The sequence below is a fragment of the Mesorhizobium sp. YM1C-6-2 genome, from assembly GCF_003666685.1.
Taxonomy (GTDB): domain Bacteria; phylum Pseudomonadota; class Alphaproteobacteria; order Rhizobiales; family Rhizobiaceae; genus Mesorhizobium_K.
On the sequence record NZ_RCIZ01000005.1, the window covers coordinates 116,194 to 133,393 of the forward strand.

Here is a 17,200-nt window from a genome sequence, read left to right on the forward strand (position 1 = left end):
GGGATCGGCGGACGGCTTGCGCCGCCCGCCAAACGCAACGCTTACTTCAGGTCGACCTTGGCGCCGGCTGCTTCGAGCTGGGCCTTGAACTTCTCGGCGTCGGCCTTGGAAACGGCTTCCTTGACCGGCTTCGGAGCAGCCTCGACCAGATCCTTGGCTTCCTTGAGGCCAAGACCGGTGATGGCGCGGACTTCCTTGATGACGTTGATCTTCTGAGCGCCGGCATCCGTCAGGACGACGTCGAACTCGGTCTTCTCCTCGACCGGAGCAGCAGCGGCGGCAGCACCGCCAGCAGCAGCGACAGCCACCGGAGCAGCAGCCGAAACGCCCCACTTCTCTTCGAGGAGCTTCGAGAGCTCGGCCGCCTCGAGGACGGTCAGCGCGGAGAGGTCTTCAACGATCTTTGCGAGATCAGCCATTTTTTCATTCCTTCAAAAGTTTGAACACGTGTTGTCGGTGATGGCGAAGAACGGCCTCATGCCGCCTCGTCCTTCCGGGCATAGGCGCCGATGACGCGCGCGACCGAAGCCGCGGGTGCATTGACGACCTGGGCGATCCGGGTTGCCGGCGTGGCGATCATGCCAACCAGCCTGGCGCGCAGCTCGTCGAGCGACGGGAGCGTGGCAAGTGCCTTCACACCGTCGGCATTGAGAGCGGTCGCTCCCATCGCGCCACCGAGAATGATGAGCTTCTCATTCCCCTTGGCGAAATCGGAGGCGACCTTCGGCGCCGTGATCGGATCTTCCGAATAAGCGATCAGCGTCTGTCCCTTGAACAGATCGATGATGCTCTCGGATTCCGTGCCCTGAAGAGCGATCTTGGCGAGACGGTTCTTCGCGACTTTGACGGTGCCGCCGGCCTGACGCATCTTCGAGCGAAGATCGTTCATCTGCGCGACGGTGATACCGGCATAGTGGGCCACGACGACTGATCCGGCGCCCTTGAAAGCGTCGTTCAGGTCCGTGACGAGTTCGCGTTTTTCCGCTCTGTCCACTGCCTATCTCCAGTTGACCGCCTTCCCATTTGCGGGATTGCGGCCGGTTGCCTTCTGCCGGCCGGGCTTTCCATTCCTGGATCACCCGAACGACGGTTCAGAGGATCCTGCCCCCTTTCGCCACACCGGCCCGGCTTCATCCGGAACTCCGATGCGCAGACAAAAGGCAAACACGGTTCAAACCTTTCTTTGGAGCCCTGGGCTCCGCTGTCGGGTCCGTACCCGTCTCATGCAGGCCATGCGATTAAGGCCGTGGCTGAAGAGCTTCGGGCCGCCTGCAATCTCGGACAGGATGACCGGAAACATCTCTGCCTCCGGTATCCGGGCCGCTTGTGAGGCCCGGAATTCTTGTTGTAGATCGGCTGTTTAACTGCCGATCCTAAATCGAAACATCAAGGCGCGACGGTCAGGCTCGCGATGTCGAGCCTCAGGCCGGGGCCCATCGTCGAGGTGACCGACACCTTCTTGATGTAGTTGCCCTTGGCGCCAGCCGGCTTGGCCTTGGTGACCGCGTCGGCGAAAGCGCGGACGTTCTCTTCCAGCGCCTTAACGTCGAAGGAAGCCTTGCCGACACCGGCGTGCACGATGCCCGCCTTCTCGACGCGGAACTCCACCGCACCGCCCTTGGAGGCCTTCACGGCACCCGCGACGTCGGTGGTGACCGTGCCGACCTTCGGGTTCGGCATCATGCCGCGAGGGCCGAGCACCTTACCGAGACGACCGACCAGCGGCATCATGTCCGGGGTGGCGATGCAGCGGTCGAAGTCGATCGTGCCCTTCTGCACGATCTCGACGAGGTCCTCGGCTCCGACGATGTCGGCGCCGGCGGCCTTCGCCTCATCGGCCTTGGCGCCCTTGGCGAACACGGCGACGCGCACGGTGCGGCCGGTGCCGTTCGGCAGGTTGACCACGCCGCGGACCATCTGGTCGGCATGGCGCGGGTCGACACCGAGGTTCATCGCGACCTCGACCGTCTCGTCGAACTTCGCCGTCGCGCGCTCCTTGAGCAGCTTCAGCGCCTCGTCGAGCGGATAGGCCTTGTTGCGGTCGATGCCCTCGCGGGACTTGGCTACACGCTTTGCAATCTTTGCCATCGTCTTAGCCCACCACTTCCAGACCCATCGAGCGGGCGGAGCCCTCGACCATGCGCATGGCCGCCTCGACGTCGTTCGCGTTCAGGTCCTTCATCTTCGCTTCGGCGATCTCGCGCACCTTGTCGCGGGCGATCGTGCCGGCCTTCGTCTTGCCCGGCTCCTTCGAGCCCGACTTCAGGTTGGCGGCCTTCTTCAGGAAATAGGTCACCGGCGGCGTCTTCATGACGAAGGTGAACGACTTGTCCTGATAGTAGGTGATCACGACCGGAATCGGCGATCCCTTTTCCATTTCCTGCGACTGGGCGTTGAACGCCTTGCAGAATTCCATGATGTTGATGCCGCGCTGACCAAGCGCCGGACCGATCGGGGGCGACGGGGTCGCCGATCCTGCCGGAACCTGGAGCTTGAGCTGGCCCGCTATTTTCTTAGCCATTCTCTCTGCCTCTGTTTCGGGCCGGACAAATCGTCCGGCGGTTGCAGTCCGGTGGTCCGGTTCCGGCGGCCGGCTATTTGAGCCGCCCTCGCCTCCCACCCGTTCCGGCCGTGAAAGCTCTCACGGCCCTCGTCCCGCCAGTCGCCCGGCGGCGAACGATCCGATCAGCCCTTCTCGACCTGACCGAATTCCAGATCGACGGGCACGGCGCGCCCGAAGATCGAAACTTCCACCTTGAGCCGCGCGCGCTCCTCGTCGACGTCCTGGACGGTGCCGTTGAACGAGGCGAAGGGTCCGTCGGACACGCGAACCTGCTCGCCGATCTCGAACGTCACCGAAGGCTTCGGCCGCTCCACGCCCTCCTGGACCTGGTGCAGGATGCGCTCGGCCTCCTTCTCGGTGATGTACATCGGCTTGGCAGAATGCTTGTCCTCGCCGAGGAAGCCGGTGACGCGCGGCGTGTTCTTGACCAGGCTGATGACCGCGTCGTTGAGGTCAGCCTTCATCAGCACATAGCCGGGGAAGAACTTGCGCTCGGCATCGACCTTCTTGCCGCGGCGCACCTCGACGACCTTCTCGGTCGGGACGACGATCTGCTCTATGCGGTCACGCAGGCCCTTCTGCTTGGCCTTGTTGTCGATGTCCTCCGCGACCTTCTTCTCGAAGTTCGAATAGGCGTGGACAATGTACCACCGCGCAGTCATCCCAAGAAATTCTCCAAAAACGTCCGCTACCAGATCGCCAGTATCAAAATCGCCGCGTCAGCGCCCGATTCCGAGGATGAGTTCGACCCCGAAGGCCATGACCTGATCGGCCGCGAAAAAGAAGAGCATCGCGATAATCGCGAAGACCAGAACCATCACCGTCGAGATCATGGTTTCGCGCCGGGTCGGCCACGTCACCTTCCCCGTTTCCGCCCTTACCTGCTGCAGGAAGGTAAAGGGGTTCGTAGTCTTTGACGCCATGTGCCGCTTGTCCTGCCGCCTTCGGTTAATCCGAAGAGTTCTCTATTTCCGTGCCCGGAAACGCCTCGCCGCACCAAACTCAACCGCGAATCACGATACGTTCAGGCAAGCAATTAAGGCGCGCAAAGACGGTTTCCCCCCTCAGCGCGCCGTAGGTTTCTGGAGGCGATATATAGGCTGGCGCAGAAATTAACAAGTCCCGATTGCACAAAAGCCGCCGCTCGCACTGCACTCAAGGCCTCCAACGACCGCGAACGCTGCAAGTAGTGCGGCGGGCGGCTCCAGTCAAATGGCAGCTTTTGGCCCAATACTCCGGAAGCAAGCCGTCGCCACACGTCACAGATCGAAGGAAGCCAGGATGGGGCATGGCCCGGCACTTCCTTCGGCACACTCGCTGGCCAGCCGCCGCAGCGAGTCGCGGGCGCGCTGCATCTCGGCGATCTTGTCGTCCAGAACCTTGATGCGCCGCCTTGCGAGTTCCCTTGCGCGGCTGCGATTCTCGCCGGCATCGAGCGCCAGAAGCTCCTTGATCTCCGCCAGCGTGAACCCTGCCGCCTGCGCCTGCCTGATAAACCGCAGGCGGCGCACGTCTTCGCGGTCGTAGCGACGAACTCCCGTTTCGCGCGTTGGGGTCTGGAGCAAGCCATTGCGCTGGTAGAAACGGATCGTTTCCACCCCTACGCCCCCCGCAGCGGCAAGCCTGCCGATCGTCAGCGGTTTTGCCTCTTGACTCTGTACCATGGTACGGACCCTATATCACTGCCGACGAGTTCACAAGACACAAGAAGGAGACGTGATATGTCGGCCACGGCAAGTCGCCAGTCGGACCACAAGAAGGCAGTCCTCCACCGGATGGTGCTGCCCGAGCACACCTGCCCCTACGGCCTCAAGGCCAAGGATCTGTTGCAGCGGTCGGGCTACGAGGTCGAGGACCATCACCTAACCACGCGCCAGGAGACGGACGCGTTCAAGGCGCGGCATGGCGTTGCGACGACGCCGCAGATCTTCGTCGGCGGCGAGCGCATCGGGGGATATGACGATCTCCGCAGGTTCCTCGGCAAGCCCGTCGCGGACCCGAAGGCGACTACCTACCGTCCGGTGATCGTGCTGTTCGCGATGACCGCGCTGACGGCAATGGCGGCGAGCTATGCCGTCACGGGCAACGCCTTTACCGTTCGGGCGGCCGAGTGGTTCATCGCCTTCTCGATGGTCGTGCTGGCGCTGCTGAAGCTCCAGAACGTCGAGAGCTTCGCAACGATGTTCCTGAACTACGACCTGCTCGCCAAGCGGTGGGTGCCCTACAGCTACATCTACCCTTACGCCGAGGGCCTGGCGGGCGTGCTGATGGTGGCCGGCGCCCTGACATGGCTGTCGGTTCCGGTCGCGCTGTTTATCGGCACGATCGGCGCCGTGTCCGTCTTCAAGGCCGTCTACATCGACAGGCGTGAGCTGAAGTGCGCCTGCGTCGGCGGGTCGAGCAACGTGCCGCTCGGTTTCATCTCGCTGACCGAGAACCTGATGATGATCGCCATGGCGATCTGGATGGCGCTGGCGGCATTCGGCCTCGCGGTGGGTACCGCTCACCCGATGTAGGCTGAGGGCTTGCCTGCCAAGGCTTGCAGTGCGCGGCCGGCCGGGACACCCCGGCCGGCCGCGGCTTTTCAACTCGGCTGCTGGCGGTCGCCTCTCGCCTGGCCGATCGCCGTGCGGATTTCTTCCGGGTTCAAGGGTTTTTGGTAAAGCTGCGATCCGATTATGAAGGCAGGCGTACCCTGCAGTGAAAAGGCGCGCGCCTGCGCCCGGTTGCGCTCCAGCAGCGCGTCGATCCCGTCGATATGAAGTTCGAGCGCGTCCCGGACCTTGCCCACGTCGATGCCGCTGTCGCGCATGGCGCCGTCGATACTGCGCTGCGTCAGTCCGCCCTCGATCTCCATCACGGCGGAATGTGCGGCGGCATACGAACCGAGCCGGTCGGCCGCAAGCACCATGCGCGCCGCGTACAACACGAGATCGCCGTTGATCGGCCAGTCCTTCATCACCTGGCGGATGCCGCCGTCCTCGTCGACGATGCGCTTGAGATGCGGATGGACGGCCTTGCAGGATGGGCAGGCGTAGTCGAAAAACTCGGCGATCGTCACGTCCCCGGCTGGATTGCCGAGCACGGGAAGAGCCGGATCGAACAGGATCTCGGACAGCGGAGGAAGCTCGCGCGCGCCAGCGCCCGTGGAGGCGATCGCTACGACGGATGCGCCCAGGAACTGCCGTCTCGAAATCACGATTCGCCGGTTCCGCCCGGCAGCGACAGCACCGCCGACAGGCCATGCGGGTCGCGGTTCCGCAGCAGCAGCGAGCCGCCCATCCGCGTTGCGGCTTCTTCCGCGATCGAGAGCCCAAGGCCGCTTCCTGCCGGCGACCTGTCGCGGCCACGAAAGAACCGCTCGGTGACGCGGGGCAGCTCGCTTGCCGGGATGCCGGGACCGTCATCTTCGACACCGATGTCGACGCCAGCGCCGGCCTGCGTGATGCGAACGGTTACCTTGGCGCCATCGGGAGAGTGCCTGACCGCGTTCTCGATCAGATTGCGCAGGGCCATCGTGAGGAAGGCGGGATCGAAGCAGGCTTCGACGTCCGCATCATTCTTTTCGACCGCGATCGCGAGGTTTCCGTTCGGCGGCATCTCGGCCACGACCCGCTCGACGATTTCGACAGGGCGGCCCCTGGTCAGCGCCGGCGCATTGTCTGTCGCCTCGATGGCCGCCAGGTCGAGAAGCTGCCGGACAAGCCGGGACGTGCGGTCGACGCCCGCCGATATCTGCCGGAGCGCATTGGCATGAACGTCGCCATCGCTGCTGGCGAGCGCGATCTGGGCCTGTGTCTTCAGGCCGGCAAGCGGGGTCTTCAGCTCATGCGCGGCGAAGGCGGTGAAGCTTTTCTCGCGCTCGCGCGCGTCGGCGACGCGCCTGAACAGGCCGTTGAGCGCGTGAACGGCCGGCGCGATCTCGCTGGGCAGCTTCTGGTCGGGCAGCGGGCGCAGGTCGGTGGCCGGACGCGAGGAGAGCGTATCGGCCATGTCGTTGAGGGGAGCCATCCCGCGTCTCACGCTCACCCAGATGCCGCCCGCGAGAATCGGCAGGATGAGCCCGGCAGGAAGGACCAGCCCCTTGATGACATCGCTCACCAAGTGGTCGCGCACCCAGATGCTGTCGCCGACCATGACGCGGACGCCGAGGTCCGTGTTCTCGATGGTGTAGATCCGCCAGGCCTCGCCATCGACCGTCCTTTCCGAAAAACCGCTCCGCGCGTCGGTCAGGCGCTCTTCCGGCGCGTGTTCGGAGCGCCCGACGAGGGCGCCGTCCAGCGACCAGATCTGACAGGAAAGCTGGCGCTCGTAGTGCTGCTGCCCCATTTCGAAATGTGCGGCGGCATCGCTCCCGCCCTCGGCAAGCGCCACCTCGACGCGGCGGTCCGTCAGCAGCGAGTTCACCATGCGCGCGGCCTCCATGAGACGGGCGTCGAGGACGCGTTCGAGCTCGGCCTGGGTGCCTAGATAAATCCACGCGACGGCCAGCAGCCAGACCAGCCCCGTCGAGCCGAGAAGTACGGTGAGCAGCCTCGTCCTGATGGAACTCACGGGCTCTCCTCCGCCAGCCTGTAGCCTAGCCCGCGCACCGTCCGGATGAAGCTCGTCCCGAGCTTGGCGCGCAGGTGATGGACGTGAACCTCCACGGCGTTGCTCTCGACCTCTTCCTGCCAGCCGTAGAGCGTCTCTTCCAGGGTCGACCGGGAAACGGTCGAGCCGGGGCGCTCCATCAGGACGCGGAGCACGCCGAACTCCCGCCTGGTCAGGGCGAGCGGCTTGCCGTCGAGGCTCGCCACCTGGCGAGCCGGGTCGAGAGTCACACCCCGCCATTCCAGCATTGCGGTAGCGCGTCCCGTGCCACGCCGCGCCACCGCGCGCACGCGGGCGGCCAGCTCGTCGAGATCGAACGGCTTGCCGACATAGTCGTCGGCGCCGGCGTCAAGGCCGGCAATCCGATCCGGCACCTGGTCGCGGGCCGTCAGCAACAGAACGGGCGTAGCGTCCTTCCGCCGCCGCAGGGAGGACAGGATGTCGAGCCCCGACCCGTCCGGCAGCATCAGGTCGAGCACCAGCGCATCATAGGACTGGGTCTCAAGCGCGGTGAACGCTTCCTCGCAGGTCGCCACCGCGTCGACGGTGAAGCCCGCCAGCCCGAGCCCCACTGACAGGCCGTCAAACAGCATGGGATCGTCTTCGACTATGAGAATCCGCATGTATCGTTCCCCGGGACGGCCCTGATCCTATAGGCCGGCTCCTCGCGCCGGCGTCTTCATCCTACCAGAAGATGCTTCATGGACGGGTCGGGAATGACCATGATGCGGCTTCCGTCGCGGACCTCGCCATGCAGGTGAATGATATCCTGGTTGACCAGCCGGATGCAGCCGGAGGACACGGCCTTGCCGATGCTCCAGGCTTCGGGAGTACCGTGGACGCGGTAGAGCGTATCCTTGCCGTCCTTGTGAATGTAGAGGGCGCGGGCGCCAAGCGGATTCTTTAGGCCCGGATCCATGCCGCCATTCGCTATGCTGTAGGGTTCCAGCGTCGGCTGGCGCGCAACCATGGAATCCGGCGGCGTCCAGCGCGGCCATTCGCGCTTGTAGGCGACGATCGCGCGGCCGGACCAGGCAAAGCCTTCGCGTCCGACGCCGATGCCGTAGCGCGTCGCGCGCCCGTTTCGCTTGACGTGGTAGAGATACTTGTTCGGCGTGTCGACGATCAGGGTGCCCGGCTCCTCGTCCGTCGGATAGTCGATCTCGGTTCGCCAGAAGCGGCGATCCAGTTTCTTGATATCCACCTCCGGGATCGGAAACCTCTCGGTCGGCACCGCCTGGTACATCGCCGGCACGACAGGTTTGGGAGCGGGTGCCACGCTCTTCGCGGCCGCAACCGGAACCTCGCCCTGTGTCGCGACGCATCCGGATACCGTCATTGCGCCCAACCCTATCAGGAAAGAGCGCCGGCCGACGCTCCCGCTGCGTGTCCCTGCCTTGCCGCTGGCCGCAACGGTCTCGAAGTCGCGCGTCATCTGGAATACCTCTGCTGTTTCCACGCGGCTCCCAAACCTTCCTACCTTAAGGCTGCCTTAAGCTCAGTCGCCCACCCGACCGGAGAACGAGGTTCAACCTCCGATACGGACAAGCGACGAGGCGATGAAGAAGACTGTTATCGGCATACTGGGAATGCTTGCATTTCAGGTCTTCGCGCCTGCCGCCGCATCACCCGGCGAGCCGCTTCCGGTGGACCGGGCGTTCGCGATCTCGATCCAGCATGGCTCCGGCGGATCGCTGTCGCTCGAATGGGATATCGCCGACGGCTACTACCTCTACCGCGACCGGGTTGCTGCGCGGATACCGGACGGAGCCGCGCTGACGGTCGAGACCACGCCCGGCCTCGTCAAGGACGATCCGAACTTCGGATCTACGGAAATCTACTATCGGCACGCCGAGGCGGTCGTTCCCGATCCAGGGTCTGGCCCCATCGAGATCACCTACCAGGGCTGCCAGGAAGACGGCATCTGCTACGCGCCTGAGATACGTCTCGTCGACCCCGTCACATTGGCCGTTTCGGACCCGGCTCCGCTCGGCGCATATCCTGCGGTGAACTGGGAAACGGAAGCAGCGGCGCCTCCGGCCGCCGAGGCGGGAGCACCGCAGGCAGCAGGTCCGGCAGACTTCGCACTGGCGCCGGACGACGGGCTGGTTCAGTCGCTGCTCGGCAACGGCGGGACGCTTCTCGTCATTGCCACGTTCCTGCTCTTCGGGCTGCTGCTCGCCTTCACCCCTTGCGTCTTCCCGATGTATCCGATCCTTGCCGGCGCATTGGCGCGGCAAGGCGACCGCCTGACGGCGCGCCGCGGCTTCGTCCTCTCGGCCATCTACGTCATCGCTCTCGCCTCGGCCTTCGCAATGCTGGGCGCCGCCGCCGGCTGGTCCGGCCAGAACCTGCAGATGGTGCTGCAGTCGCCGTTCACGGCCGCGGCCGTCGCCGTCATATTCGTCGCCCTCGCCTTGTCCATGTTCGGCCTGTTCGAGCTGCAATTGCCGACCGCCCTGACCAGTTGGGTCGCCGCGCGCACCGGAGCAACGGCCGGGTCGAAGCGCTCGGTCGCCTTGCTCGGTTTCTCGTCCGTGCTGATCGTCGGGCCGTGCGTCACGGCGCCGCTCGCCGGTGCGCTTCTCTATATCGCGCAGACGGGTAACGTCGCCCTCGGTGCCGCGGCGCTGTTCATGCTCGGCATCGGCAAGGGCTTGCCGCTGATCGTCATGGGAACTCTCGGCGGCGGCGCCCTGCCGCGGGCCGGCGCGTGGATGGAAGACGTCAAGCGCGTATTCGGCTTCGGCTTTCTGGCGACCGCCATCTGGATGGCGACGCCCCTGCTGCCACCCCGGCTGGACCTGGTGCTCTGGGGCGTCCTGCTGATCGGCGTGGCGAGTTTTGCGTTCACGGCCAGACGGTCCGAGGGCACGGTCCTGATGGCAAGCCGCGCTGTCGGCGCCGTCGCGCTGATCTACGGGGCAATCCTGATGGTCGGAGCCTCGGCGGGCGCCACCGATCCGCTGAAGCCGCTCGCAACGCTCGCCGCACGCGGCCAGTCCCTCCCCGCCGCGGAAGAACTTCAATTCGCGACGATCTCGACGTCGCCGGACCTGCAAGGGAAGCTCGACGCGGCGAACGGCCGGCCGACGCTTGTCTACTTCACCGCCGACTGGTGCGTGACCTGCCACACGATCGAACGCTCGGTTCTGCCCGACGACGCCGTGCGCCGGGGACTGGCCGGATTCCAGCTTGTCAAAGCCGACCTGAGCGATTTCGACTGGGACAATGCCGCGCTGATGGAAAAGCTCCGCGTGGCCGGGCCGCCGACCATGCTGTTCTTCGACGCGAACGCCCGCGAGGCTGCCGGCACCCGGCTGGTTGGAGCAGTGACCGTGGACACCCTGTTACGGTCGGCAGCCCGGCTGGAGAACCTCTGAGATGAACGCTGTCTCCCTCGGTCCGATCGTGATGGCGGCGGATCGCTTCGCAGTCATTCTCGGCATATTCGCCTTCATCATCGTGACGGGAATCCTCGCGCGCCGGATCGACCAACGCTTCAACGCCTGGTCCTGGTGGGTCCTGATCGGTGGGATCGTGGCGGCTCGCGCAGGCCACGTGCTGGTCCACTGGCAGAACTTCGCCGCGGAACCGCTTCGCATGTTCGCTCTCTGGGAAGGCGGTTTCCACTGGCCGACCGCGCTCGCCGCGGTCGCCCTCAGCGTCTTTCTGGTGCTTCGAACCGCGCGGCTGCGCCTGTGGGCGCTGCTTCCCCTGGCGCTCGGCCTCGTCGTCTGGAACACCGCCTTGCAACTCTCCGGCGAAACGCAGGCGATTGCCCTTCCCGCCGCGACATTCGAGACCCTCGCTGGCAACGGTCGCGTGCTCGACGCAAAACCGGCGACCCCCAAGGTGATCAACCTGTGGGCCAGCTGGTGCCCGCCCTGCCGGCGCGAAATGCCGATGATGGCCGAGATGGCGTCGAGTTCCGAAGAAACGGAGTTCATCTTCGCCAATCAGGGCGAGAGCCGGCAGATCGTCGAGCGCTATCTCGCCCAAGCTGGCCTTTCCCTCGACACCGTCCTTCTCGACCAGTTCGGCGACCTCGGACGCCACTACCGCGCGCCAGGGCTCCCGGCGACGCTCTTTGTCGGCGCCGACGGCGTCCTGTCGCATGCCCATCTGGGCGAGATCTCACGCGAGACCCTGCAGTCCAACATCGACCGCCTGCGGGCGACCTATCCCTAACCTTGAAGGCGCAGATACGATGATGAACCGAAGGGACGTCCTGAAGATTGCGGCGGCCGGATCGGCGGTGACGGCGCTTTCCTTTCCCGTACTCGCGCAATCGTCTCCTGGCGTCGAGGAGGTGCTGTTCGATCCCGAAATACCGGCTCTCGGCAACCCCGGCGGCAATGTCACGGTGGCCGAGTATTTCGACTACCAGTGCCCCTTCTGCAAGCGCGGCCATGAGGATCTGATGGACGTCGTCAGGAAGGATGGCAATGTCCGCCTCGTGATGAAGGACTGGCCGATCTTCGGCGGCGCGTCCGTCCATGCGTCAAGCCTGGTGCTGGCGTCGGGCGACAGCTACGAGAGGGCGCTGAATGCGCTGATGGCGACCCCCGGCCGCCTCGGGAAGGACGAGGTGGACGCCACCCTGAGCAAGGCCGGTCTCGATCCCTCCACCCTGCTTGCCGCCTTCAAGAAGGACATGGACCGCGTCGACGCCATCCTCGCCCGCAACATGGACCAGGCAAACGCCTTCGGTTTCGGCGGCACGCCTGCCTTCATCATCGGCACCCGCATCTATCACGGCGCGATGGACAGGCAGGCGCTGCTCGACGCCATCGCTACGGCGCGGGCGGGCTAGGGCCGTGCGCAGGACCGGCTGCGTCCGGAACGGGATTGTCGGGCTGGACGCGTCATTGGCGACCGGCTTGCGGCCGCCAACGGCGAGCGTTCATCGATAGCTTGCAAAAACTTCTGTCGTCCCGTCACGCTTCACGAGAAGGACGTCGTAGGGATCGGCATCGGGTCCAGCCTCGCCCATCCCCGGGGAGCCGTAAGGCATGTCGGGCACGGTCAGGCCGATCGCATCCGGGCGCTCGGCAAGCAGCCGCTGGACGTCCCGCGCCGGCACATGCCCTTCGATCACATAGCCGTCGATCTTGCCCGTATGGCAGGAGGTCAGGCCGGGCTTCAGCCCGGCTTCCGTCTTCACCTGCATCAGGTCGGCCATCGGCAGGTTCCTGATTTCCGTCTCGAAGCCGTTCTCCTCCATGTGGCGGGTCCAGCTGATGCAGCAGCCGCATCCGGCGGTGCTCAGCACCTCTATCGTCTGCGCCGCCGAAGCGACGCCCGGGAGAAGCGTGAAGGCCGTGGCGGCCGCCCGCAGCATTGCACCAAGTCCGTTCATGTTCCTGTCTCCGGTGTCGTGTTCGCGATCAGGCGGCGCAGCTTCGCCGTCTGCGTTTCCCTGGGCTCATGCAGGTCCAAAATGCCTTTGAACCGGCCGGCCGCGTCCATGAGGATAATACCCGCCGTGTGGTCCATCGTGTAGTCCCCTCCCTCGAGGGGAACCTTCCGATAGTACGCCTTGAAGGCCTTCACCGCCGCGTCGGTCTCCTCGATCGTGCCCCGCAGCGCCGTGATCCTCGGGTCGAAGGCGGACATGTAGGCGGCGAGTTGCTCCGCCGTGTCGCGCTCGGGATCGACGGTGATGAACAGCACTTCCAGCCGGTCGGCGTCCGGACCGAGATCCGCCAGAAGCCCACTCAGCTCGTACAGCGTCGTCGGACATATGTCCGGGCAATGGGTGAAGCCGAAGAACACGGCGTAAGGCCTGCCGAGGAGATCCTTGTCGGAAAGAGCGCCGCCGCGGTGCGTGGCAAGACGAAACGGTCCCCCGACAAGAGCGGCGCCTGTGTCCTGCGAGGGTTGCGGCAGGCCTGCGGTCCTGTAGGCCAGCCCTGCGTAGACGGCGATGACAGCGGACAGAATGGCTATGCCGGTCCAGGCTGCAATCCGGATCGCCCGCAGCCACGTCATTGCGCTGATTCCCCGTGGCCGCCGTGGTGGGCAGAAGCCGGCTCTTCCTTCGCCGGACCGCGCATCGGCTCGACAGCGAACTCCACGTCGACCGCTCCGGCTTTTTCGAACGTCAGGCTGGCGGGAAACTTGCCGCCTTCTTCAGGCAGTCCCGAGGGCTTGATGAACATAATATGCGTCCCGCCCGGCTTCAGTTCCACCGTCTCGCCCGGAGCGATCTCGATGCCGTCCGCGGCCGGCCGCATCCGGGCGACGCCGTCCTCCACGGACGAGACATGGATTTCCACCCGCTCCGCGAGCCGGGAACCGCCGCCGACAAGGCGGTCAGACTCTGAACCGTTGTTGGTGATGCTCACATACCCACCGACTACGGGGGCCGAAGGCGGCGCCTTGCGCGACCAGGGATGCGCGATGGTGAGTGAGCCCGCCGTGTAGTCGTGTGCAAGCACCGGCAGCGCCCAGGACAGGCAAGCGGCCGCAGCGGCGAGAACGACCAGGTTTCGGGTCATCGTCTTCCTTTCAACGGCTGATGAGGCCGGGCGCGCCCGCGGTAGTCCGCCCGACGCCGGCCTCACGGCATGCGACCGCCACACCATATGCGAAACGTCTCCGACGTGCCCGCGAAGGATTGCCGCATCCGCGGCTTCAAGCGACATGCATGCCGCGATGCCGTGGCGAGTGAACTGCGTCGGACTCTGCAGGAATAATCAGGGAGATGATTTGGCAGGGGCAGCAGGGCTCGAACCTGCGACCTGCGGTTTTGGAGACCGCCGCTCTACCAACTGAGCTATACCCCTAACGCGGTGGCTTCATTTCACAAAGCCTTGGCCGTTTCAAGACCCTTGCGCCGCTGTTCGCAAACAAAGAAGGGCGGCCGAAGCCGCCCTTCAGAAGCCGGGGTGACCCGGATTTACTCGACGATTGCGGCGACGATGCCGGCGCCGACGGTGCGGCCGCCTTCGCGGATGGCGAAGCGCAGGCGCTCTTCCATGGCGATCGGCACGATCAGCTGCACGTCGACCGTCACGTTGTCGCCGGGCATCACCATCTCGGTGCCGGCCGGCAGCGTCACGATGCCCGTCACGTCAGTCGTGCGGAAGTAGAACTGCGGACGGTAGTTGGTGAAGAACGGCGTGTGGCGGCCGCCCTCCTCCTTGGTCAGGATGTAGGCCTCGGCCTTGAACTTGGTGTGCGGCGTCACCGAACCCGGCTTGGCCAGAACCTGGCCGCGCTCAACACCCTCGCGGTCGACGCCGCGGATCAGCGCGCCGATGTTGTCGCCGGCCTGGCCCTGGTCGAGCAGCTTGCGGAACATCTCGACGCCCGTCACCGTCGTCTTCGTCGTCGGACGGATGCCGACGATCTCGACTTCCTCGCCGACCTTGACGATGCCGCGCTCAACGCGACCCGTCACAACCGTGCCGCGGCCCGAGATCGAGAACACGTCCTCGATCGGCAGCAGGAACGGCTTGTCGATCGGACGCTCAGGCGTCGGGATGTAGCGGTCGACCTCTTCCATCAGCTTCCTGACCGCGTTCTCGCCGATCTCCTTGTCGCCGTCTTCCAGCGCAACGAGGGCCGAACCCTTGATGATCGGAATGTCGTCGCCGGGGAACTCGTATTTCGACAGAAGCTCGCGAACCTCAAGCTCGACAAGCTCGAGAAGCTCGGCGTCGTCGACCATGTCGACCTTGTTCAGGAACACCACGATCGCCGGAACGCCGACCTGGCGGGCCAGAAGAATGTGCTCGCGCGTCTGCGGCATCGGGCCGTCGGCAGCCGAAACAACCAGGATCGCGCCGTCCATCTGCGCCGCACCCGTGATCATGTTCTTCACATAGTCGGCGTGGCCGGGGCAGTCGACGTGCGCATAGTGACGGTTCGGCGTCTCGTACTCGACATGCGAGGTCGAGATCGTGATGCCGCGCGCCTTCTCCTCAGGCGCAGCATCAATCTGCTCATACGCCTTGAACTCGCCAAAAAACTTCGTGATCGCCGCCGTCAGCGACGTCTTGCCATGGTCAACGTGACCAATCGTGCCAACATTCACATGAGGCTTGGTGCGCTCGAATTTACCTTTTGCCATTTGATCTTTCCTAGGGCAGCAAGACAGGACGAATTTCGAATTCGGGGCGATTAGCGACAAAGGCCCGAAAACACAAGGGCCTTTGAGATCGCGGGCGGACCCGGGGCGCTTCGCAAGCCCGGCCATGCCAGCTCGCAGGGACGCAGAATCAGCTGTCGTCCCGACCCTGCACTCGCGACGGGCGCGCCGACATTCCTTGGAACCGGCACTGCGAGCCTGCGTTAGCCAGCCGACATCGTCTCGAACGAAAGCCGAGTGCTGCGCCTCCCACGCAGCGCCATGGGGGACGACGTCGCAAGTCAACCTCAAGGAGGCCCAAGATGAAATTACGTATCGCAGCTACAGGACTGGCGCTTCTTGCCGGCGTTTCCCTCGCTTCGGCCCAGACCGTCATCATCCAACCCGAGCAGGAAGTGGTGATCAAGGAATACGTCCAGAAGAAACCGCTCGCCTCGATCGATCTGCCCGGCGTTGAGCTCAATATCGGCTCGACCGTCCCGGACGAGGTCGAACTCCATGCCGTCGAGGTGCCGGACGTGAGCTACGAATATGTCGTCGTCGACAACCGCACCGTGCTGGTGGAGCCGGGCACACGCAGGATCGTGCACATCTACGACTGAGTGCACCCCGCCTAGACCCCCGTCCCAAACGAGGCCCGCTCTGCGTGAGCGGGCCTCGTCGCGGCTGCCGAAACCAATCCTTAATCCCGGAACCGAATACTGCCGCCCGAGTGCGGGGCGAGCATCATGTCAATTGAAACGGCGGGCGAGCGCGCGGGGGGAAGCCGGCGCCAGCGCCTGCTGCACCTCTGCGTGTTCGGCATCGTGGTGGCCTATGCGTCGCTGTTCGCGGCCACTTTCTCGATGGGCATCTGGCTGGTCGACAAGGAAGGCGCGCCGATCGCGGCGGACTTCGTCGCCTTCTGGGCAGCCGGAAAGCTCGCGCTTTCCGGGCATGCCTCGGACGCCTATGACTGGGTGATCCACAAGCAGGTCGCGATATCCAACGGCATCGAAGCCAAGGACGCTGCCTCCTATTTTTCCTTTCAGTATCCGCCGACCTTCCTGCTCCTGACCCCGCTGATGGCGCTCCTGTCCTATCCCATCGCGATGTTCCTCTGGAGCGCGGTCGGCCTGCCGTTCTATCTGGGCGCCATCCGGCTCATCGTCGGCGGCTGGCAGGCCACGCTCGCCGCGCTGGCCTGGCCGGCCGTGTTCTGGAACATCGTGGTGGGGCAGACCGGGTTCCTCACCGCCGCCCTGCTCGGCGCCGGCATCGCGCTGATCGACCGACGCCCGGCGCTCGCCGGCATGCTTTTCGGCCTGCTCACCTACAAGCCGCAATTCGGCCTGCTCATCCCGGTGGCGCTGATCGCGGGTGGACGCTGGCGCGTCGTCGTCTGGGCCGCACTCTCCTGCCTGGCGCTGGCCGCCGCCTCGGTCGGCGCGTTCGGCCCGGGCGCGTGGACGGCGTTCTTCGATTCCATCAGCCGCATCAACGAAGCGATCCTCACTTCCGGCAGCACCGATTTCAGGAAGCTGCAGAGCCTTTACGGCTATCTGCGCGCGCAGGGTTTCGACGCAGCGACCGCGTGGACCGTACACGCCGCGCTGATTGCCGTCCTCGCCATCGGCGTCGCCTGGATCTGGCGCTCCGACCGGTCCTTCGACCTCAAGGCCGCAGCACTTGCAGTCGCCACCATCCTCGCTTCGCCCTATGCGTTCATCTACGATTTCGTGACGCTCGCCATACCGCTCGCCTTCCTCGGACGCACCGGCTTCTCGAACCGGGAAGCGGCTGTCGTGTTCGCGGCCGTCCTTTGCGTGGGATGGGGACCGTCCGACCATCTCGCCACAGGCCTGGTCGCCGGCCTGCTCGTGCTCGGGCTGGTCGTCATGCGGGCGGCCACGGCGCAGCCGGACGGTTTCCGGCAGCAACTGCACGCTGCCTAAGCCGGACACGAG

Annotated in this window: 21 protein-coding genes and 1 tRNA gene; 6 read left to right on the forward strand and 16 right to left on the reverse strand. The window is 65.1% G+C overall.

Going from position 1 to position 17,200, the window contains the following annotated elements; translation table 11 throughout:
• Positions 1-41 precede the first annotated feature (41 nt).
• The 7 genes from rplL to D8676_RS14720 form a co-directional block, all read right to left on the reverse strand.
• Positions 42-419 (reverse strand): 50S ribosomal protein L7/L12, encoded by a 378-nt coding sequence (rplL, locus tag D8676_RS14690; protein WP_121581834.1) that lies wholly within the window; start codon positions 417-419, stop codon positions 42-44.
• Between the two features lie 56 nt (positions 420-475).
• Complete coding sequence (gene rplJ / locus D8676_RS14695) at positions 476-994, reverse strand: 50S ribosomal protein L10 (RefSeq protein ID WP_121581835.1); 519 nt, start codon at positions 992-994, stop codon at positions 476-478.
• A 392-nt stretch (positions 995-1,386) separates the two neighbouring features.
• On the reverse strand, positions 1,387-2,088 hold the full coding sequence (rplA, locus tag D8676_RS14700; protein ID WP_121581836.1) for a 50S ribosomal protein L1: 702 nt from the start codon (positions 2,086-2,088) through the stop codon (positions 1,387-1,389).
• Between the two features lie 4 nt (positions 2,089-2,092).
• Entirely contained in the window at positions 2,093-2,521 is a 429-nt protein-coding gene (gene rplK / locus D8676_RS14705) for a 50S ribosomal protein L11 (RefSeq protein ID WP_121581837.1), read from the reverse strand.
• 164 nt (positions 2,522-2,685) lie between these two features.
• On the reverse strand, positions 2,686-3,225 hold the full coding sequence (gene nusG / locus D8676_RS14710; RefSeq protein WP_121581838.1) for a transcription termination/antitermination protein NusG: 540 nt from the start codon (positions 3,223-3,225) through the stop codon (positions 2,686-2,688).
• A 57-nt stretch (positions 3,226-3,282) separates the two neighbouring features.
• Positions 3,283-3,486: a preprotein translocase subunit SecE gene (gene secE, locus D8676_RS14715; protein WP_121581839.1), complete on the reverse strand. Its 204-nt coding sequence runs from the start codon at positions 3,484-3,486 to the stop codon at positions 3,283-3,285.
• Between the two features lie 336 nt (positions 3,487-3,822).
• Positions 3,823-4,227 carry a MerR family transcriptional regulator gene (locus tag D8676_RS14720; protein ID WP_121581840.1) on the reverse strand — a complete coding sequence of 135 codons (405 nt, stop codon included), beginning with the start codon at positions 4,225-4,227 and terminating at the stop codon, positions 3,823-3,825.
• Positions 4,228-4,284: 57 nt separating this feature from the next.
• Between D8676_RS14720 and D8676_RS14725 the strand changes: the two genes are divergently transcribed.
• Positions 4,285-5,079 carry a glutaredoxin family protein gene (locus D8676_RS14725; RefSeq protein ID WP_121581841.1) on the forward strand — a complete coding sequence of 265 codons (795 nt, stop codon included), beginning with the start codon at positions 4,285-4,287 and terminating at the stop codon, positions 5,077-5,079.
• Positions 5,080-5,147: 68 nt separating this feature from the next.
• On the opposite strand, the gene D8676_RS14730 is transcribed toward D8676_RS14725, so the two are convergent.
• The 4 genes from D8676_RS14730 to D8676_RS14745 are packed head-to-tail and all read right to left on the reverse strand — an operon-like array spanning position 5,148 to position 8,495.
• Positions 5,148-5,762, reverse strand: a complete 615-nt coding sequence (locus D8676_RS14730) for a DsbA family protein (protein ID WP_183097104.1) — start codon at positions 5,760-5,762, stop codon at positions 5,148-5,150.
• Complete coding sequence (locus D8676_RS14735) at positions 5,759-7,117, reverse strand: ATP-binding protein (RefSeq protein WP_121581843.1); 1,359 nt, start codon at positions 7,115-7,117, stop codon at positions 5,759-5,761. Before D8676_RS14735 ends, D8676_RS14730 begins: the two co-directional genes overlap by 4 nt.
• Positions 7,114-7,779 carry a response regulator gene (locus D8676_RS14740; RefSeq protein ID WP_121581844.1) on the reverse strand — a complete coding sequence of 222 codons (666 nt, stop codon included), beginning with the start codon at positions 7,777-7,779 and terminating at the stop codon, positions 7,114-7,116. Before D8676_RS14740 ends, D8676_RS14735 begins: the two co-directional genes overlap by 4 nt.
• A gap of 56 nt (positions 7,780-7,835) precedes the next feature.
• Positions 7,836-8,495, reverse strand: coding sequence for a L,D-transpeptidase (locus tag D8676_RS14745; protein WP_121582071.1), 660 nt, complete (start codon positions 8,493-8,495; stop codon positions 7,836-7,838).
• A gap of 220 nt (positions 8,496-8,715) precedes the next feature.
• Here D8676_RS14745 and dsbD point away from each other — a divergent pair, with 220 nt between their 5' ends.
• Genes dsbD through D8676_RS14760 form a run of 3 tightly spaced genes read left to right on the forward strand, consistent with a single transcriptional unit; the run spans position 8,716 to position 11,972 of the window.
• Positions 8,716-10,539: a protein-disulfide reductase DsbD gene (gene dsbD, locus D8676_RS14750; RefSeq protein WP_121581845.1), complete on the forward strand. Its 1,824-nt coding sequence runs from the start codon at positions 8,716-8,718 to the stop codon at positions 10,537-10,539.
• A gap of 1 nt (position 10,540) precedes the next feature.
• Complete coding sequence (locus D8676_RS14755) at positions 10,541-11,347, forward strand: TlpA disulfide reductase family protein (RefSeq protein ID WP_121581846.1); 807 nt, start codon at positions 10,541-10,543, stop codon at positions 11,345-11,347.
• A 19-nt stretch (positions 11,348-11,366) separates the two neighbouring features.
• Complete coding sequence (locus D8676_RS14760) at positions 11,367-11,972, forward strand: DsbA family protein (protein WP_121581847.1); 606 nt, start codon at positions 11,367-11,369, stop codon at positions 11,970-11,972.
• Positions 11,973-12,062: 90 nt separating this feature from the next.
• Here D8676_RS14760 and D8676_RS14765 read toward each other — a convergent pair whose 3' ends face one another.
• From D8676_RS14765 to tuf, 5 genes are all read right to left on the reverse strand, one after another.
• Entirely contained in the window at positions 12,063-12,518 is a 456-nt protein-coding gene (locus D8676_RS14765; protein ID WP_245426819.1) for a DUF411 domain-containing protein, read from the reverse strand.
• Positions 12,515-13,150 (reverse strand): SCO family protein, encoded by a 636-nt coding sequence (locus D8676_RS14770; RefSeq protein WP_121581849.1) that lies wholly within the window; start codon positions 13,148-13,150, stop codon positions 12,515-12,517. The genes D8676_RS14765 and D8676_RS14770 overlap by 4 nt, the downstream gene beginning before the upstream one ends.
• Positions 13,147-13,659: a copper chaperone PCu(A)C gene (locus D8676_RS14775; protein WP_121581850.1), complete on the reverse strand. Its 513-nt coding sequence runs from the start codon at positions 13,657-13,659 to the stop codon at positions 13,147-13,149. The genes D8676_RS14770 and D8676_RS14775 overlap by 4 nt, the downstream gene beginning before the upstream one ends.
• Before the next feature lie 212 nt (positions 13,660-13,871).
• A tRNA-Trp gene (locus D8676_RS14780) sits at positions 13,872-13,947 on the reverse strand.
• Positions 13,948-14,060: 113 nt separating this feature from the next.
• Positions 14,061-15,236, reverse strand: a complete 1,176-nt coding sequence (tuf, locus tag D8676_RS14785; protein WP_121581851.1) for an elongation factor Tu — start codon at positions 15,234-15,236, stop codon at positions 14,061-14,063.
• A 320-nt stretch (positions 15,237-15,556) separates the two neighbouring features.
• On the opposite strand from tuf, the gene D8676_RS14790 reads away from it, so the two are divergent.
• Both D8676_RS14790 and D8676_RS14795 read left to right on the forward strand, forming a co-directional pair.
• Complete coding sequence (locus D8676_RS14790) at positions 15,557-15,856, forward strand: DUF1236 domain-containing protein (protein ID WP_121581852.1); 300 nt, start codon at positions 15,557-15,559, stop codon at positions 15,854-15,856.
• Between the two features lie 126 nt (positions 15,857-15,982).
• A complete protein-coding gene (locus D8676_RS14795) occupies positions 15,983-17,188 on the forward strand; it encodes a glycosyltransferase family 87 protein (protein ID WP_121581853.1) in 1,206 nt (401 codons plus the stop codon).
• The last annotated feature ends 12 nt before the right edge of the window (positions 17,189-17,200 follow it).

What these genes read in the sequence shown, in the direction of transcription:
- rplL (WP_121581834.1), bottom strand. Translation starts at nt 419, where the DNA reads ATGGCTGATCTCGCAAAGATCGTTGAAGACCTCTCCGCGCTGACCGTC.
- rplA (WP_121581836.1), bottom strand. Translation starts at nt 2,088, where the DNA reads ATGGCAAAGATTGCAAAGCGTGTAGCCAAGTCCCGCGAGGGCATCGAC.
- rplK (WP_121581837.1), bottom strand. Translation starts at nt 2,521, where the DNA reads ATGGCTAAGAAAATAGCGGGCCAGCTCAAGCTCCAGGTTCCGGCAGGA.
- nusG (WP_121581838.1), bottom strand. Translation starts at nt 3,225, where the DNA reads ATGACTGCGCGGTGGTACATTGTCCACGCCTATTCGAACTTCGAGAAG.
- secE (WP_121581839.1), bottom strand. Translation starts at nt 3,486, where the DNA reads ATGGCGTCAAAGACTACGAACCCCTTTACCTTCCTGCAGCAGGTAAGG.
- D8676_RS14720 (WP_121581840.1), bottom strand. Translation starts at nt 4,227, where the DNA reads ATGGTACAGAGTCAAGAGGCAAAACCGCTGACGATCGGCAGGCTTGCC.
- D8676_RS14725 (WP_121581841.1), top strand. Translation starts at nt 4,285, where the DNA reads ATGTCGGCCACGGCAAGTCGCCAGTCGGACCACAAGAAGGCAGTCCTC.
- D8676_RS14740 (WP_121581844.1), bottom strand. Translation starts at nt 7,779, where the DNA reads ATGCGGATTCTCATAGTCGAAGACGATCCCATGCTGTTTGACGGCCTG.
- D8676_RS14745 (WP_121582071.1), bottom strand. Translation starts at nt 8,495, where the DNA reads ATGACGGTATCCGGATGCGTCGCGACACAGGGCGAGGTTCCGGTTGCG.
- dsbD (WP_121581845.1), top strand. Translation starts at nt 8,716, where the DNA reads ATGAAGAAGACTGTTATCGGCATACTGGGAATGCTTGCATTTCAGGTC.
- D8676_RS14755 (WP_121581846.1), top strand. Translation starts at nt 10,541, where the DNA reads ATGAACGCTGTCTCCCTCGGTCCGATCGTGATGGCGGCGGATCGCTTC.
- D8676_RS14760 (WP_121581847.1), top strand. Translation starts at nt 11,367, where the DNA reads ATGATGAACCGAAGGGACGTCCTGAAGATTGCGGCGGCCGGATCGGCG.
- D8676_RS14765 (WP_245426819.1), bottom strand. Translation starts at nt 12,518, where the DNA reads ATGAACGGACTTGGTGCAATGCTGCGGGCGGCCGCCACGGCCTTCACG.
- D8676_RS14770 (WP_121581849.1), bottom strand. Translation starts at nt 13,150, where the DNA reads ATGACGTGGCTGCGGGCGATCCGGATTGCAGCCTGGACCGGCATAGCC.
- D8676_RS14775 (WP_121581850.1), bottom strand. Translation starts at nt 13,659, where the DNA reads ATGACCCGAAACCTGGTCGTTCTCGCCGCTGCGGCCGCTTGCCTGTCC.
- tuf (WP_121581851.1), bottom strand. Translation starts at nt 15,236, where the DNA reads ATGGCAAAAGGTAAATTCGAGCGCACCAAGCCTCATGTGAATGTTGGC.
- D8676_RS14790 (WP_121581852.1), top strand. Translation starts at nt 15,557, where the DNA reads ATGAAATTACGTATCGCAGCTACAGGACTGGCGCTTCTTGCCGGCGTT.
- D8676_RS14795 (WP_121581853.1), top strand. Translation starts at nt 15,983, where the DNA reads ATGTCAATTGAAACGGCGGGCGAGCGCGCGGGGGGAAGCCGGCGCCAG.